This is a genomic window from Micromonospora sp. NPDC049257 (genome assembly GCF_040678915.1).
Lineage (GTDB): Bacteria > Actinomycetota > Actinomycetes > Mycobacteriales > Micromonosporaceae > Micromonospora > Micromonospora antibiotica.
Genome location: NZ_JBFAQU010000001.1, coordinates 287,864 through 302,820, shown reverse-complemented (window position 1 = coordinate 302,820; position 14,957 = coordinate 287,864). Strand labels below are relative to the sequence as shown.

At 70.9% G+C, this 14,957-nt stretch carries 18 protein-coding genes; 7 read left to right on the top strand and 11 right to left on the bottom strand.

Translation table 11 applies throughout. The features are described 5' to 3' along the window. The first annotated feature begins 180 nt into the window (after positions 1 to 180). Positions 181 to 2,262 (top strand): choice-of-anchor D domain-containing protein, encoded by a 2,082-nt coding sequence (locus AB0K25_RS01235; protein WP_219465298.1) that lies wholly within the window; start codon positions 181 to 183, stop codon positions 2,260 to 2,262. Between the two features lie 235 nt (positions 2,263 to 2,497). Here the strand turns inward: AB0K25_RS01235 and AB0K25_RS01230 are convergent, their stop codons facing one another. The 4 genes from AB0K25_RS01230 to AB0K25_RS01215 all read right to left on the bottom strand — a co-directional run bounded on the left by AB0K25_RS01230 (position 2,498) and on the right by AB0K25_RS01215 (position 7,241). Beyond that, positions 2,498 to 3,259, bottom strand: coding sequence for a LytTR family DNA-binding domain-containing protein (locus AB0K25_RS01230; RefSeq protein ID WP_363818253.1), 762 nt, complete (start codon positions 3,257 to 3,259; stop codon positions 2,498 to 2,500). 17 nt (positions 3,260 to 3,276) lie between these two features. Further along, positions 3,277 to 4,500, bottom strand: coding sequence for a histidine kinase (locus tag AB0K25_RS01225; protein ID WP_208565080.1), 1,224 nt, complete (start codon positions 4,498 to 4,500; stop codon positions 3,277 to 3,279). A 40-nt stretch (positions 4,501 to 4,540) separates the two neighbouring features. Further along, positions 4,541 to 6,052 (bottom strand): sugar transferase, encoded by a 1,512-nt coding sequence (locus AB0K25_RS01220; protein ID WP_219465297.1) that lies wholly within the window; start codon positions 6,050 to 6,052, stop codon positions 4,541 to 4,543. A gap of 328 nt (positions 6,053 to 6,380) precedes the next feature. Next, on the bottom strand, positions 6,381 to 7,241 hold the full coding sequence (locus tag AB0K25_RS01215; RefSeq protein WP_357538171.1) for a DNA-formamidopyrimidine glycosylase family protein: 861 nt from the start codon (positions 7,239 to 7,241) through the stop codon (positions 6,381 to 6,383). Positions 7,242 to 7,265: 24 nt separating this feature from the next. Between AB0K25_RS01215 and AB0K25_RS01210 the strand changes: the two genes are divergently transcribed. The 3 genes from AB0K25_RS01210 to AB0K25_RS01200 all read left to right on the top strand — a co-directional run bounded on the left by AB0K25_RS01210 (position 7,266) and on the right by AB0K25_RS01200 (position 9,293). After that, positions 7,266 to 8,540, top strand: a complete 1,275-nt coding sequence (locus AB0K25_RS01210) for a glycosyltransferase (RefSeq protein ID WP_363817691.1) — start codon at positions 7,266 to 7,268, stop codon at positions 8,538 to 8,540. 79 nt (positions 8,541 to 8,619) lie between these two features. Further along, positions 8,620 to 8,904 carry a type II toxin-antitoxin system Phd/YefM family antitoxin gene (locus tag AB0K25_RS01205; protein ID WP_308290950.1) on the top strand — a complete coding sequence of 95 codons (285 nt, stop codon included), beginning with the start codon at positions 8,620 to 8,622 and terminating at the stop codon, positions 8,902 to 8,904. After that, complete coding sequence (locus tag AB0K25_RS01200; RefSeq protein WP_219465291.1) at positions 8,901 to 9,293, top strand: type II toxin-antitoxin system VapC family toxin; 393 nt, start codon at positions 8,901 to 8,903, stop codon at positions 9,291 to 9,293. The genes AB0K25_RS01205 and AB0K25_RS01200 overlap by 4 nt, the downstream gene beginning before the upstream one ends. 229 nt (positions 9,294 to 9,522) lie before the next feature. Here the strand turns inward: AB0K25_RS01200 and AB0K25_RS01195 are convergent, their stop codons facing one another. Genes AB0K25_RS01195 through AB0K25_RS01185 form a run of 3 tightly spaced genes read right to left on the bottom strand, consistent with a single transcriptional unit; the run spans position 9,523 to position 11,118 of the window. Then, the gene (locus AB0K25_RS01195; RefSeq protein WP_363817688.1) at positions 9,523 to 10,722 is read right to left on the bottom strand and encodes a helix-turn-helix domain-containing protein; all 1,200 of its coding nucleotides are present in this window, start codon (positions 10,720 to 10,722) and stop codon (positions 9,523 to 9,525) included. Next, the gene (locus tag AB0K25_RS01190; protein WP_219465289.1) at positions 10,709 to 10,879 is read right to left on the bottom strand and encodes a hypothetical protein; all 171 of its coding nucleotides are present in this window, start codon (positions 10,877 to 10,879) and stop codon (positions 10,709 to 10,711) included. The genes AB0K25_RS01195 and AB0K25_RS01190 overlap by 14 nt, the downstream gene beginning before the upstream one ends. Continuing rightward, entirely contained in the window at positions 10,876 to 11,118 is a 243-nt protein-coding gene (locus tag AB0K25_RS01185) for a hypothetical protein (RefSeq protein WP_067306496.1), read from the bottom strand. Before AB0K25_RS01185 ends, AB0K25_RS01190 begins: the two co-directional genes overlap by 4 nt. Before the next feature lie 275 nt (positions 11,119 to 11,393). Here AB0K25_RS01185 and AB0K25_RS01180 point away from each other — a divergent pair, with 275 nt between their 5' ends. The 3 genes from AB0K25_RS01180 to AB0K25_RS01170 all read left to right on the top strand — a co-directional run bounded on the left by AB0K25_RS01180 (position 11,394) and on the right by AB0K25_RS01170 (position 12,056). After that, positions 11,394 to 11,564, top strand: a complete 171-nt coding sequence (locus AB0K25_RS01180; protein WP_363817684.1) for a DNA-binding protein — start codon at positions 11,394 to 11,396, stop codon at positions 11,562 to 11,564. A gap of 85 nt (positions 11,565 to 11,649) precedes the next feature. Beyond that, on the top strand, positions 11,650 to 11,853 hold the full coding sequence (locus AB0K25_RS01175) for a Scr1 family TA system antitoxin-like transcriptional regulator (protein WP_363817681.1): 204 nt from the start codon (positions 11,650 to 11,652) through the stop codon (positions 11,851 to 11,853). Between the two features lie 8 nt (positions 11,854 to 11,861). Continuing rightward, positions 11,862 to 12,056 carry a DUF397 domain-containing protein gene (locus AB0K25_RS01170; RefSeq protein WP_363817678.1) on the top strand — a complete coding sequence of 65 codons (195 nt, stop codon included), beginning with the start codon at positions 11,862 to 11,864 and terminating at the stop codon, positions 12,054 to 12,056. Positions 12,057 to 12,308: 252 nt separating this feature from the next. Here the strand turns inward: AB0K25_RS01170 and AB0K25_RS01165 are convergent, their stop codons facing one another. The 4 genes from AB0K25_RS01165 to AB0K25_RS01150 all read right to left on the bottom strand — a co-directional run. Beyond that, positions 12,309 to 12,713 carry a type II toxin-antitoxin system VapC family toxin gene (locus tag AB0K25_RS01165; RefSeq protein WP_219465282.1) on the bottom strand — a complete coding sequence of 135 codons (405 nt, stop codon included), beginning with the start codon at positions 12,711 to 12,713 and terminating at the stop codon, positions 12,309 to 12,311. Next, positions 12,710 to 12,907, bottom strand: coding sequence for a hypothetical protein (locus AB0K25_RS01160; protein WP_088642370.1), 198 nt, complete (start codon positions 12,905 to 12,907; stop codon positions 12,710 to 12,712). The genes AB0K25_RS01165 and AB0K25_RS01160 overlap by 4 nt, the downstream gene beginning before the upstream one ends. A gap of 268 nt (positions 12,908 to 13,175) precedes the next feature. Further along, positions 13,176 to 13,985: a pectate lyase gene (locus AB0K25_RS01155; RefSeq protein WP_219465280.1), complete on the bottom strand. Its 810-nt coding sequence runs from the start codon at positions 13,983 to 13,985 to the stop codon at positions 13,176 to 13,178. 172 nt (positions 13,986 to 14,157) lie between these two features. Beyond that, a partial coding sequence (locus AB0K25_RS01150; RefSeq protein ID WP_363817673.1) for a tetratricopeptide repeat protein occupies positions 14,158 to 14,957 on the bottom strand: 800 nt, incomplete at its 5' end.

The following is a 14,957-nucleotide window of genomic DNA, read 5'->3' as shown; positions in this document are numbered from 1 at the left end:
GCAGGGTGAACGGGCTTCGGACACGGTGCCGGTCGTCGATCCGGTAAGGGCGCAATGCCCTTTCTTGGCATTCCGTCGATTCGGCCTTGCCGCTCGTGATCACCGCCCATAGTGTGTGGTCCACAATCACTCTTCCTTCTTCACGGGGTATTCATGCGCATTTTTCGCGCTCTACTCGGCATGAGCATTGCCGGGGCCTGTGCGCTGGCCGTACTGCCGGGGATGGCGCTGGCCGCGCCCACCGCGCCGTACACGGTCCTCACCGTCGACGTCGGCGACCAGACCGGCGGCTATCCGATCTACCAGTCCGACGTCTTCGACCGCGACAACTCCACCATCTCCGTGGTCGCGCAGAGCAACGACCGGCTGGCCGTCGATACCACCCGGGCCGGCTCCTACGTGCGACTCAGCATCCAGCCGCCGGCCGGCGAGCAGTGGACCGCCGGTCAGACCTACCAGGCGACCTGGCAGGGCGACGGCGGCACCGCCGCCATGGACCTGGCCTCCGACGGGCGCGGCTGCGGCCACGTCTCCGGCTGGATCAAGGTCCGGCAGGCCGACCGGGACAGCGACACCGGCCGGGTCGACGCCTTCGCCGCCGCGTACGAGTACAGCTGCCGGGACAGCACCAACTACACCGGCACGGTCAGCGGTGAGCTGCGCTGGAACTCGTCCGTGGACTACGCGGTCGCGCACGGCGAGCCCAACCCGGTGAGCTTCAACTACCAGGAGATCGCGGTGCCCAGCGCGGCCCGGACGGTGACCTTCCGGTCCGTCGGCAGCGCGCCTGTCACGTTCGGGGCGGCCAGCCTGGGCGGCCCGACGCCCGGGGCGTTCGCGCTGCTCGGCTCGAACTGCACCGGTCGGACGCTGGCCCCGGGCCAGACCTGCACCGTCTCTGTCGCGGCCAACCCGACAAAGGAGGGGGTGCAGCAGGCGAGCCTGCTGCTCGCCGATGACAGCGCCTCCGGCACCCGCCGGGTGCAGTTGGCCGTGGAGGGCTTCCGGGGTGTCACCGGCAGCTACTACCCGCTGACGCCGAAGCGGTTGATGGACACCCGTTCCGGGCTGGGTGCGCCCAAGGCCAAGATCGGCCCGGGTAAGAAGGTCGACCTCCAGGTCACCGGTCGGGGCGGCGTGCCGAGCAGCGGTGTCGGCTCGGTCGTGCTGAACGTGACAGTCGTCGGCCCGACGGCGGGGAGCTTTCTGACTCTCTACCCTGCCGGCCAGAGCCGCCCCACCGCTTCCTCGATCAACTTCGCGAAGTCGTGGCTCGGCTCGAACAGCGTCACCGTTAAGGTGGGCTCGGGCGGCAAGGTGTCGGTCTACAACCACGCCGGGTCGACGGACGTCGTGGTCGACGTGGCGGGCGTCTGGGCGGGAAACAACTCGCTCTCCAGCCGGGGGCCGGGCGGCCAGTACCAGTGGATCAAGCCGTACCGCCTCTACGACACCCGGGACGACGGCGCTCCCCTGCCCGCCACCTACTACATGGAGAGTTGGCTCAGCTTCGGCAACGTCAACGCCAACATCCGGGCGCTCGTCGTCAACATCACCGCCGTCTCGCCCCGCAAGGCCGGCTACCTGACGGCCTGGACCGGGCAGGGGGACGTGCCCACCGCGTCCACGGTCAACTACCCGGCGGGCAAGGTGGTGCCGAACCTCGCGATCGTGGAGACGGTCGAGTGCACCGAGTGCGGTGGCAAGCGGGCCCCGCAGTTCGCGATCTACACCTCGCAGACCACCCACCTGGTGGTGGACGTGGTGGGCGTGATCGACGACGGCACGGTTCCGGACGGCCTGCGGTTCACGCCGATGTCGCCGACCCGGATCGCGGACAGCCGGATCGGCCAGGGCCTGCCGAGCGTGCTCGGGCCGACCGCGGTCGGCAAGGTCACCGCGCCGGCGAGCATGCTGACCCCCAGCACGCAGGTGCTCGCGATGAACGTCACCGCGGTCACCCCGACCAGCAACACCGTGCTCACGGTGTGGCCGGCCGACTCGGCGATGACCCGGCCCACGGCGAGCAACCTCAACCCGGCCGCCGGGCAGACGGTCTCCAACGCGGTGCTGGGCATCCTCGGCCCCACGCAGGGATTCAACGTCTACAACCACTCCGGTAACACACATGTGGTCGCCGATGTGGTCGGCACGCTCTGGGTCTACCCGGGCACGGCCACCCCGCCCACGGGCCGAGCCACGTCCCCCGGCAGCAGGTTCAAGGTGATCGACTCAGGCGTGGGTACCCACTCCCCGCGCTGACCCGCCCCAACGGCGAAGGGCGCCCCGGCCAGACCGGGGCGCCCTTCGCCGTCCCCAGGCCAGGGGGCTGAAGTCGCGGCCTCCCGGGCACTCCGTCACCGACGTCGCGTGTTCCGGGCCGGCAGTCACCGCGACCTCGCCGACAGCGCGGGTTATAGGGGTCGGCCGTCACCGCGACCTCGCCGACAGCGCGACGATCAGGGCCGGCCGTGCGGTGGCGGCAGCGCGGGCCTGCTCAGCGGTTCCAGTCCTGTTTGGCGGCGCGGACCAGCTTGTCCTTCAGCTCCCGGGTGTGCCGGCGGCTCACCGGCAACTCGGCGGCGTCGATCAGCACCACGTACCCCGAGTTGACCAGGCGCAGCTCCGCGATCAGCCGCAACTGCACCAGGTACGACCGGTGGATGCGCACGAAACCCGCGTCCGCCCAGCGTTCGGCGAGGGTGGCCAGCGACACCCGGACCAGGTGCGACCCGTCGGCGGTGTGCAGCCGGGCGTAGTCGCCCTGCGCCTCCACCCAGCGCACCGCCGAGCGGGGCAGCATCCGGGTCGTCCCGGCCAGCTCCACCGGGATGGTCGGGTCCTCCTCGGCGCGGGCCAGCGCCGCCGGATGCGACGGCACCACCCGGGAGCCCATCACCCGGCGCAGCGACTCGGCGAGCCGTTCGGCGCGTACCGGCTTGCGGACGTAGTCGGTGGCGCCCAGGTCGAACGCGTCGACCGCCCCGTCGTCGTACGCGGTGACGAAGATGATCGCGGGCGGCCGGGCGAACCGGCGCAGCACCCGGGCCAACTCCATCCCGTCCAGTCCGGGCATCCGGATGTCGAGGAAGACCACGTCCACGTCGGTGTCCCGCAGCACCCGCAACGCCTCGGTGGCGTCCCCGGCCGTGTGCAGCCGGGCCACCCGGGGATCGGCCCGCAGGTGGTACGCCAACTCGTCGAGCGCCGGTGGTTCGTCGTCGACGGCCAGCACCCGCAGGAACCCGGACGCGTTCACCGTGCCGGCCCGCTCGTTCACGCGCCGGCCCGTACGCCCGGGTGGAACTTCGGAATCCGCAGGCTCACCTTCGTACCCGAGCCGGGTCCCGTCTCGACGACCAGGCCGAACCCGTCGCCGAAGACCGAGCGGAGCCGCTCGTCGACGTTGGACAGGCCGACGTGCTGGCCGGGGTCGTCGGTCGGGTCGCTGCCGGCCCGGGTCAGCTCGGCGATCCCCGCGGTCAGCGTGGCCGGGTCCATCCCCACTCCGTCGTCCTCCACCGTGATGTGACACTCGGCACCCGCGTCCCGGGCCTCGATGCTCACCATGCCGGTACCGGGCTTGCGCGACAACCCGTGCCGCACCGCGTTCTCCACCAACGGTTGCAGGCACAGGAACGGCAGGGTCACCGGCAGCACCTCCGGGGCGATCTGCAACCGCACCTGCAACCGGTCACCGAACCGGGCCCGTTCGATGGTCAGATAGCGGTCGATGGAGCGCAACTCCTCGGCGAGGGTGGTGAACTCCCCGTGCGCCCGGAAGGAATACCTGGTGAACTCGGCGAACTCCAGGATCAGCTCCCGGGCCCGCTCCGGGTCGGTGCGCACGAACGACCCGATCGCGGTCAACGCGTTGTAGATGAAGTGCGGGCTGATCTGTGCCCGCAACGCCCGGATCTCGGCGCGGGCCAGCCGCTCCCGGGACGAGTCCAGCTCGGCCAGCGAGAGCTGGTTGCCGGCCCAGTGCGCGGTCTCCAGGGTGGCCTGCACCAGGCCCGGCTCGGGTGGCCCGTCGGCCACCGCGACGAGTGCCCCGACCACCCGGCCGTCGGCTGACAGTGGTGCCACCACCGCCCCCCGGACCAGGCAGTCCACCCGGTCGCAGTGCAGCTCCGACTCGCCCAGCACCGTCGACCGCCCGGTTTCGGCCACCCGCCGGGCCGCCGCGAGCAGTTGGTCGCCGTGGTGCCCGCCGCGCCCGTCGAGGGCGAGCAGCGTGTCGGCGTCCGTCAACGCCAGCCCGGCCGCCCCCACCAACGCCCGCAGATGGCGTACGGCCTTCGCCGCGCCCGCCGGGTGCAGCCCGGTACGCAGTGGTTCGGCGGCCAGCCCGGCGGTGTGCAGCACCTCGTAGGTGGCCCGTTGGGTGGCGGTGGCGATGCCCCGTCGACCACGTAGCCGCAGCGCCGCCCAGAGCGCGGCGGCGAGCGCGGTCACCAGCGAGACGACGCCGACCACGGCGGAGAGGTTGCCACCCACCCCGCGATCCTGACCTGTCCGGGCCGCCACGCCAAGGGGTTCAGTACGCGCCCTTGCGGGCCAGCACCACACCGACCGTGCGCCACAGGATGCTCAGGTCGTACGCCAGCGACCAGTTGTCGACGTAGTAGAGGTCGAGCCGGACCGCCTCGTCCCAGGACAGGTCGGAGCGGCCGGACACCTGCCACAGCCCGGTCATCCCGGGGCGGACCAGCAGCCGACGCCGTACGTCGCCGAGGAAGTCGCCGTCGTCGGCGGGCAGCGGACGCGGCCCCACCAGCGACATCTCCCCCCACAGCACGTTGATCAGCTGGGGCAGCTCGTCCAGCGAGGAGGCCCGCAGGAAACGGCCCACCGGGAACACCCGGGGGTCCTGCTTCATCTTGAACAACATGCCGTCGGTCTCGTTCTGGTCGACCAGGCCGGCCAGTCGTTCCTCGGCGTTGACGTACATGGTGCGGAACTTCCAGACCCGGAATGTCCGCCCCTCGTGGCCGACCCGGGGCTGGCGGAAGAAGACCGGCCCGGGGTCGGAGAGCCGGATGGCCAGCCCGACGGCGAGGAAGACCGGCACCAGCAGCAGCAGGCCCAGCCCGGCGGCGACCCGGTCCATCAGGTTCTTGGCCAGCAGCGCCGGCCCGGACAGGGTCGGCTCCTCCACGTGCAGCAGCGGCAGGCCCTCGATGGGGCGGATGTGCACCCGGGGGCCGGCGATGTCGGTGAGCTGCGGGGCGACCACCAGGTCGACACCGGAGCCTTCCAGCTGCCAGGCCAGCCGGCGCAGCTCACCCGGCTCGGCACTGGCCGAGCCGCAGACCGCGATGGTGTCCCCGCCGACCTCCCGGACCAGGGCCAGCACGTCCCGGCCGGCGTACACCGGGACGGGGGTCTCGATGCCCCGGGCGGCGGCGTACCCGTCGGTGATGTGGATGGCCACCGGCACCAGGCCGGCGCTCGGGTTGCGGGTGACCGCGATGTAGACCTCCAGGCACTCCGGCAGGGTGCCCACCAGCACCATCCGGTGCCCGGCGTGCCCGGCCCGACCCCGGATGCGGTGCAGCACGAACCGCGCGGTGATCCGGAAGAGGAGGACCAGCACCAAGGCCCCGGCGAGGGCGAACCCCACCGTGTAACGCGAGAGGTCGGTCTTGGTGGCGAACGCGACGAACGAGACGGTCGCGGCGACCGCGACACCACCCCGGATGACCCGCTTGTATTCCTCCGGGCCGAGTCCGAGGTAACGCCGGTCGTAGGCCCGGTTGCCCCAGAGGGCCACCAACCAGCCGAGCGGCACCAGCAGGAAGACCACCGTGTAGAACCAGGTCGGGTCCGCCTGCGCGTTGTAGAAGCCCGCGCGTGCCTGGCCGAATGCCTCCTGGGCGACCCAGTCCGCCAACACCACGGCGGCGAAGTCGAGCAGCAACAGCGCGGCGATGTACGGGCGGTGCCAGCGGGACACCCGGCGTCGGGCGCGAGCCCAGGCCGACCGGGGCACCCCGTTGTGTGACGGCGGTGTCGGCGGCTGGATCTCGAAGCTGTCCACGTGCCGCACGAGTCTGCTCCGGCCTGTGTTGGTTACCGGGCGCTGGAGGCTTGTCGTCACCTCAACCCATGTCCTCCCGCATGACACGCGCCGCTCACTCGCCGTGAGGGGCCCGGGTCGCCCACCGTTCCAGTCTCCCACGCTGGCGGCGGGTCAAACGCGGAGCCGGGGGGCTTTGCGTCTGGGGTCGCCAACGAGGAACCGGCCGACTTCACGTCAGTTTTCGAAGCCGGGGACCGAGCCACTATACCGATGGACGGCCACCGGGGTAGAGCGCGGACGGGGAGGTTCCACGCGCCGCAGGCGATACCTCTCCGTAACAATGGCGGGTTGTGACTCAGCGTACGAGGCGAGACAACCGACGGTCAGCGAGCGGTTTGCCGCCGGTCTGACACGTCGGGCAGTACTGGAGGCTGGAGTCGGCGAACGACACTTCCCGTACCGTGTCGCCACAGACCGGGCAGGGCAGCCCGGTGCGGGCGTGCACCTTCAGTCCGGAGCGCTTCTCGCCTTTCAGCTCCGCCGCCCGGTGCCCGGCCGAGCGGCGTACCGCCTCGCCGAGCACCGCCCGGGTGGCCGCGTGCAGGGTGGCGAGCTGGTCGTCGGTGAGCCGGTCGGTGATCGCGAACGGGGACAGCTTCGCCGCGTGCAGGATCTCGTCGGAGTACGCGTTGCCGACCCCGGCCAGCACCGCCTGGTCGGTCAGCACCCCCTTGACCTGCCCCCGTCGGCTGCGTAGCCGTTCGGTGAAGGTGGCCAGGTCGGCGTCGAGCGCGTCCGGCCCGAGCTTGGCGACCCCGGGGACCTGCGCCGGGTCGGTCACCAGGTAGGCGGCGAGCTTCTTCTGGGTGCCCGCCTCGGTGAGGTCGAACCCGGAGCCGTCGTCGAGGCGTACCCGCAGGGCGATCGGACCTTTGCCGGGGCGCAGCGGAGTGGTCGACGGGAACGCCTCGCGGTAGTGCAGCCAGCCGGCGCGGGCCAGGTGCACCACCAGGTGCAGGTCACCGTCGAAGATCACGTCGAGGTACTTGCCGTGTCGCCGGGCGTCCACGACCGCCTGGCCCGACACCGCCGTGGGCGCCGGGTCGTACGTCTTGAGGGCGTTGATCGCGGCGACCTCGACCCGGTCGACGCGTCGCCCCACGGCACGCTCACGTAGGTAGCCGGCGAGCGCTTCCACCTCCGGTAGTTCGGGCACCCCCTCACGGTAGCCTTCGTTCCCGTGAGAATCGTGGTGGCGCACAACCGGTACCGGGAAGCCCAGCCGTCGGGTGAGAACACGATGGTGGACTCGGAGATCGGGCAGCTCACCGCCGCCGGGGTCGAGGTGTTGCCGTTCATCCGCAGCTCGGATGAGATCCCGTCGATGCCGAAGTCGGCCAAGGCGCTGCTGCCGATCTCACCGATCTACGCCCCGCGCGCCCAGCAGGAGCTGTCCCGGCTGCTCACCGAGCACCGGCCGGACGTGCTGCACCTGCACAACCCGTACCCGCTGCTGTCGCCGTGGGTGGTGCGGACCGCGCACAAGCACGGGGTGCCGGTGGTGCAGACGGTGCACAACTACCGGCAGGTCTGCTCGTCGGGGATCTATTTCCGCGACGGCGTCATCTGCCAGGACTGCAAGGGCCGGGCGCTGGCCGTGCCGTCGATCGTGCACCGCTGCTACCGCGACTCGCGGGCGCAGAGCGCGCTGATGGCGGCCACCCTGGCCGTGCACCGGGGCACCTGGCGTTCGGTGGACCGGTTCATCGCGCTCACCTCGGCCATCGCCGACCACCTGACCGACTACGGCATCCCGGCCGAGCGGATCGTGGTCAAGCCCAACGCGGTGCCCGACCCGGGTGCACCTACCCCGCTCGGCGACGGCTTTCTCTTCCTGGCCCGACTCACCCCGGAGAAGGGTGTCAACCTGCTGTTGGACGCGTGGCGGCGGCACCCGGTGGGCAGCCTCGGCACGCTGCGGGTGGCCGGTGACGGTGAGCTGCGCCCACTGGTCGAGGCCGCCGCCGCCGAGCGCGCCGACGTCGTCTACCTGGGCCAACTCGACCGGGACGGGGTACGCGCCGCCGTCGAGGCGAGTGCCGTGGTGATCGCCGCCTCGATGTGGCACGACGTGCTGCCCACCGTGATCATCGAGGCGTTGGCCAGTGGACGGCCGGTGCTCGGTACCGCGCTCGGCGGCATCCCGTACCTGGTCGGCGCGGACGCCCCGCACGAGCCCGCCGGCACCGGTCCGGCTGCCGTGGCCTCGGCGGTCGCGGGTCACGCCCCGCCGCCGGTCGGTCCGCCGGCGGTCCCGGCCGGCCTGCTCGGCGGCACCGCCGGCTGGGTGGTCCCGCCGGACCCGGCCGCGTTGGCCGCCGCGCTCCCGGTCGCGCGGGCCGGTGCCGCGCTGCTCTCCGCCCCGGCCCGGCTGCGGTACGAGCAGACCTTCCATCCGGACGTGGTCCTCAAGCGGCACCTGGCCATCTACGCCTCCCTCACCCGCGCCAACTGACTCCGATCGCGCGGCGTGCAGGCAAGCGGCCAGCCGTGTAGGTACAATGATGGCGTTGTCGGCACAAGGGAGGCGTGTTGTGAGCACCGTTTCCGTGCGTGAGTTCTCCTACAACCCGAGCGCGATGTTCGCCCGGGTCGAGCGGGGCGAGTCGATCGAGGTGACGCGGCACGGCAGCGTGATCGCCGTCCTGCTGCCGGGTTCAGGGACACTCGGCAGATACGCGTCCCTGGTGGCCAAAGGCGCGATCCGCCTCAAGGCGACCACCACGAGCGATCTCGATCGGTTGCCCCGTTACGACGTGCCGTCCGACGTGTCGCCTCTCGATCTGCTCCTGGCAGACCGTGAGGACGATGATCGGTGATCTACCTCGACTCGTCCGCCTTGATCACGCTGCTCTCCGGCCGCACCCACGTGACGCAGCTGAAGGAGTTTCTGGCAGACCGGGCCGGCATGCCGATGGCGACCAGCTCTGTCGGGTTCGTCGAGACGGTACGCACCCTCGACCGGATCGGAGACTATCCGGACGCCATGCAGATGCTGGCTCGTAACTTCACCGAGATCCTCTTGACCGAGGAGGTCCGGGATTCCGCAGCAGCGCTTCCTGCCGGGATTCGAACATTGGACGCATTGCACGTGGCAAGCGCCCAGATCCTTGGCGATGCGCTCGACGTGCTGGTCACATACGACAAGCGGATGGCGGATATCGCCGCCTCGGTGGGCCTGCCGGTGGCGGCTCCCGGCACCGATTAGCCAGCCTGCATTCCTGGCCGGGCGGAGCCGGCTTGCCGGCCAGGGTTTTCCCGGCAGGCAGCGGCGGCGGCGAGGACGTCGCGGGCGGCGGCCGACACCCGGCAGCCCGCGACCCGGCAGACCCGGCAGCGGCCATCCGGGTCGGGCCGGTGGTCGCGGAGGACCGCGCAGGCGGTGAGGACCAGCCGATTGCGGATCTGCGCCAACGACAGGTGCGGCGCGGTCATGGTCAGGTCACCCCGAGGGCGGCGGCGAGCGTGACGATCGTGGCCGGGGCGTGCGGGGCGCGGGCCACCTGGCCGAGCACTTCCCGGGCGGCGGGCCGGTGGCGTACCTCGGCGGGTGCCATCCGGTCGGCGTCGGCCAGCACCCGGCCCGCGTTGGTCGGGTCGTCGGCCTGGAGGTAGGCGCGGGCCGCATCGATCAGGTGCGCCGCCCGGTGCTCCAGCGGCAGCCACCGCCAGGCGTCCCGCCGGGTCGTCTGCTCGTGCCAGGCCACCGCCTCACCCGCGTGGCCCAGCTCCAGGGCGGCGGCGGTACGGGCGAGGTCGACCGCCGTCGGCCCGAACGCGGTCCGGTGGTGGTCGTGGCCCTCACCGACCTGCGCGGCCATCCCGGCGGCCTCGTCGAGGAGGTCGGCGACGGCCCGGTCGTCACCCAGGCGGGCCGCCCCCAACGCGGCCTGCACCAGCAGCGCCCCGCACAACGACAACTCACCAGGGCCACCATCGCCGGGTCCGAGCAGGGCGATCCGGTACGCGCCAGCGAGCGCCGCCGACTGCGCCGCCCGGGCCCGCCCCGACGCGCGGAACACCTGGCCGAGCTGCACCGTGGCGGCGGCCACCAACAGGGGATCGCCGGCCCCGGTGGCCATGGCCCGATCGGCGGCCAGCCAGCCCAGGTCGGCCTCGCCGAGCTTCACCAGCAGCGCTGCGGCGAGCCGGTACACCTCCACCAGCAGCGGGCGGCTCCGCTCGTGATCGTCGGCGGCGACCCGTTGCACGCCGGCCAGCAGACCAGGCAGGACGGTGGTCACCTGCGGGTACCGGGCATGCTGGAACAGCACCCAGGCATGCCCGACGTCCCGCACCACCCGGCCGGCCGGCGCCGCCGGTCGGGTCGCCGGGCGACCGAGCGCGATGTCGTACGCCGACAGGGCCTCCCGGATCCGCTCCACCCCCTCGATCCGGGCGGTCGTCGTGGCGGGTCGGGCGTCCCGGCCGAGCAGCACGGCGGTGTCGATTCTCAGCACGGCGGCGATGTCCCGCAACGTCGACACCTTGTCCAGCGACCGGACACCCCGCTCGACCTTGTCGACCCACGATTTCGACCGGCCGAGCCGATCGGCGAACACCTGCTGCGACAGTTTCCGCCGCCCCCGCCAGTACGCCACCCGCCGGCCGACCGGCAGCAGCTCACTGCTGTCCACGACGCCACCGCCGGTCCGGCACCGCCCGGGTGGTCTCCTCGGCCGGTATCCGCTCCGCCTCGGCCTGGGCGAGGATCCGTTGCCGGGCCGCCTCGCGTTCCGCCGCCTGGATCTGCTCGCCCCGGTCGTCGTGGTCGGGCCCGCGCCGCGCCGTCACGACCAGCACCCCGCCCGGTATTCCCCCGCCAGCGTCAACAGCGGCCGTTCCGGCAGCAGCGGCCGTTGCGGCAGGTGGGGCACCGATGCCACCCCCCTCACGCGGTACGCCGCCAGGCGCTCCGCGTGGTTCGGCATCGGCCGGAGGCGGTCGAGCGGGTCGACCCGCCGCCGCCGGAACGGCCGCCAGAGCCGCGCCAGCAGGCCGGGGTACGTCGGTTCCTTCGCATGCCGAGCCATGGATCCTCCCACAACTTTCGGAGACAGGACGGGGCTCTGCCACGGAGTGCCGCAAGTGGCCAGAGCGCCCGTATACCGCCCACTCAGAAGACCCGATTCGCAACCCCCTGTCAAGTACGCAAGGGGGCCGGTCGCATTCACATCACCTGCTAGAAGCCCATAACGGTGATTCAGCTAGGACTTCCAAGTTAGGAAGGGGGCATAATCAGGATGCTTCGGTAGTGGGCTGGCGGCGGAGGCTGTACGGAAGCGCGGAGCTTCAGGAGCGCTTGGGGGTGTCGCGCGTCCGCGTCGTCCAGCTCACCAGCCGCACCGACTTCCCCGAGCCGTTCGACCGGTTGGCCGGCGGGGCGGTATGGCTCGTGGAGGACGTGGAAGCTTGGATCACCAAGCACCAGCCGTGGAAAGCGCGCGGCGCGGACGAGCCGCCGCCGCCGGAGATCTGAGCGGAGCAGAACCTGCGGGTCGAAGTAGCGGTATCCCTGCGCGGTTGACACCCCAACTTCACCCCAACCGAGTCGATCAAGGCTGGTGCGGCGGGCAATCACCCTCCGGTTCGGGCAGGAAGTCGCCTCGGATGTCGTCTACCTGGAGACGTTCACGGACGCGGATTACCTCGACAGCCCCGAGGCGCTCCGGGCCTACAATCGGCTGTGGGGTCGTCTCCAGGCTGCGGCCTTGGGGCCGGCGGAGTCCCGCAGGCTCATGCTGCGGATAGTAGGCGAGATGAAGTAGAGGCTGACATGTCGAACCCGGACCTCACCGGCGCGGTATGGCGCAAGTCCACCCGCAGCGACCTAAATGGTGGCGCGTGCGTCGAGGTGGCCGACCTCCGCAACGGAGTGGCCGTCCGGGACAGCAAGGACAAGTCCGGCCCCACCCTCGCCTTCGACACCCACGGCTGGCGCACCTTCGTCGACTCCCTCAAGCACAACTGACGCCACCCGTCGTACCGACTGCGGAAGTGGCACGCCCCGGCCCCGTCTCGGGAGCCGGGGCACGCAGCGGTGCGGACGAACCGCCGCCCGAGAGCTGAGCGGCAAACCTGTGGGCCGAAGTAGCGGTGTCCCGTCGCGGCCGACACCGCAACTTCGCCCCAACTGCGTCGATCAAGGTGGGTGCGGCGGTCGAAGACGCCCAAGAACATCTGGGCCTGACCTGGGTTTACGGACTTCCCGCTTCCGTACCACCTACGAGACGTCGAAGAGCCGGCGGCCGTCGTACTCGGCGAAGTCGGCGTAGTCCTTGTCGTTGAAGGTCGCCAGCGGCAGCCGATCGACGAGACAGCACGCCGCGATCCAGGAGTCATTCGTCGGCCGGGGCCGCCCGCGATGCTGCGCCCGAGCCTGAAGATGGCCCCAGGTCGTCGCTACCGCCTCGTCGAAGGGGAGCAGCACCACGCCGGACCGCCACTGCGCGAGGTCGGCCAGCTTGCGTGGCCCCCAACTCCTCATCGCAGTCCACTTGGTCAGCTCCCCGAGCGTGACGAAGGTGATGCACAGGGTCTTACCCACCAGTCGGGTGCGGAGCCTGTCGTGTAGCCGGCCGCGCAGAATGGCCGATGCGACGTCAGTGTCCAGGACTACCAGGCTCACGCGGCGTTGGCCCGGCGGGAGGCATAAAGATCAGCGAGAAAGTCGTCCAGCTCGTCGTCGGACTCGAACAGGCCCGGCCGTGCGAGGTCGTCGACGGAGGCGATCGGCCGGACACCCTGGCGACGGGCAATCTCCTCGGCCGGTACGTGCTCAGCGGTCGGCCACTCAGGCATCTGCTCGGCGCTGCTCGACATCCCGGCTCACCTCCTGTGTCTTGGATCGTCGCCTATTCTCGCACCTCCGACGTCCAGGCGTCCGCATGTCACGGCCAACTGTCAGTCGTCTTCCGTCATACTCTCCGCGCGGCTGTGACCTGGCCTGTTGTCGTGGGCGACAAGCTGGCTGCCCGCTCGCTGGGGGCGTCGGTGCCAGCGACGGCGACGGGCCGCGCACGCCCACCTCGGTGCGTGCGCGGCCCGCCTCGGCAGGGGCTGAGCTTTCGATGCCTGAAGAGCGTCGGCCCTACTTGTAGACGATGTTCGACGACGTGTACTTGCAGTACGTACCGTCGGGGCCGCTGCCGGTCTTGACCGGCTCGGCACCGGAGCTGTTGCCCGTGTAGCGGTCGCAGATGGAGATCTTCCTGCTGCTGTCGCCGTAGATGGTGATGCCCGAGAACGTCGCGGTGTCGCCGTAGTTGGTGTTGATGCCGGCGAGCACCTTGCCGGGGGCGGTCACGGTGACGTTCTGGATGACGACGGTCCGCTTGTACTGGGTCGAGCAGTTGCCGCACGACCGGTACAGCTTGCCGAAGTTGCTGACGTCGAAGTTCTTGATGGTCAGCTTGCCGCCGCCGTTGTGCTGGAACACCTTGTCGGAGGCGGACCGGGCACCGCCGCCGTCGACCGTGTAGTTCGCCGACGAGCCGCCCTTGAAGGTGGCGGCGTCTTCGCCGACGTCCTCCCACCACACGTTGATCAGCGTGCAGGTGCCCTTGCAGTGGATGCCGTCGGCGGCCGGCGAACCGATGATCACGTTTTTGATCGTCGCGCCGTCGGCCAGCTCGAAGATCGGCTTCTGGCTCTCGCTCTGGCCGCCGTCGCCCATCGCGCCGCCGGCCTTGTAGCGCACCAGGCCGTAGTCCTTGGTGCCGCTGACCGACTGGGTGGTGGTGACGGTGGTGGTGCTCTTGGCGGTGGGCCAGGTGGCGGCCTGGGCGCCGGTCTGGGTGACGACCAGGCCGGCGGCGACCAGCCCTACGGTGGCGAACGGCAGCAGGGCGACCTGCCAGCGTCGGCGGCGCGACGTCGCGCCGTTCTCACGTGTGCTCACGTGTCCTCCGAGACGGGTGATGGGACGGGGTGGTGGCGGACAGGCGTCCGCGCCGCAGGAGCACCCGCCGACGTGTCGTACACGACAGGAAAGCGCTTGCCTGCGACCGCCACACTACGACACCTTTCGATGTATCGAAAGGGTCTCGCTCGGCCGTGGCCGAAGTGCTTCCCTACTGGCTTTCCGTGCGTTCCTGTCGGAGCTGTTCGAGGACACGGGTGTCGTCTTCGAGGTCGGGGTGGTCGACCTGTCGGTCGAGGTCGACGACGTGTTCGAGTTCCTGGATCGCCTGGTCGAGGTCACCGCCTGCCCTGAGGAGCATCGCGATGTTGAACCGGGTGACGGCTTCGCCGGCCCGGTTGCCGACCTCCCGCTGGATGGATAGGGCCTGGTCGAAGTAGTCCAGGGCCCGCTGCCGATCCCCCAGGCTGTGGTACACGTGGCCGATGTTGTTGAGGGTGGTGGCTTCGCCGGCCCGGTCGCCGACCTCCCGCCGGATGGGTAGGGCCTGGCGGAAGTGGTCCAGGGCTCGCTGCCGATCCCCCAGGCTGTGGTACACGCTGCCGATGTTGTGGAGGGTGACGGCTTCGCCGGCCCGGTCGCCGACCTCCCGCCGGATGGGTAGGGCCTGGCGGAAGTGGTCCAGGGCCCGCTGCCGATCCCCCAGGCTGTCGTACACGTGGCCGATGTTGTTGAGGGTGGTGGCTTCGCCGGCCCGGTCGCCGACCTCCCGCCGGATGGGTAGGGCCTGGTGGTAGTGGTCCAGGGCTCGCTGCCGATCTCCCAGGTTGTCGTACACGTGGCCGATGTTGTTGAGGGTGGTGGCTTCGCCGGCCCGGTTGCCGACCTCCCGCTGGATGGGGAGGGCCTGCTGGTAGTGGTCCAGGGCCCGCTGCCGATCCCCCAGGCTGTCGTACACGTGGCCGATGTTGTTGAGGGTGGTGGCTTCGCCGGCCCGGTCGCCGACCTCCC

What these genes read in the sequence shown, in the direction of transcription:
- AB0K25_RS01160 (WP_088642370.1), bottom strand. Translation starts at nt 12,907, where the DNA reads ATGTCGAGCAGCGCCGAGCAGATGCCTGAGTGGCCGACCGCTGAGCAC.
- AB0K25_RS01170 (WP_363817678.1), top strand. Translation starts at nt 11,862, where the DNA reads ATGTCGAACCCGGACCTCACCGGCGCGGTATGGCGCAAGTCCACCCGC.
- AB0K25_RS01185 (WP_067306496.1), bottom strand. Translation starts at nt 11,118, where the DNA reads ATGGCTCGGCATGCGAAGGAACCGACGTACCCCGGCCTGCTGGCGCGG.
- AB0K25_RS01235 (WP_219465298.1), top strand. Translation starts at nt 181, where the DNA reads ATGAGCATTGCCGGGGCCTGTGCGCTGGCCGTACTGCCGGGGATGGCG.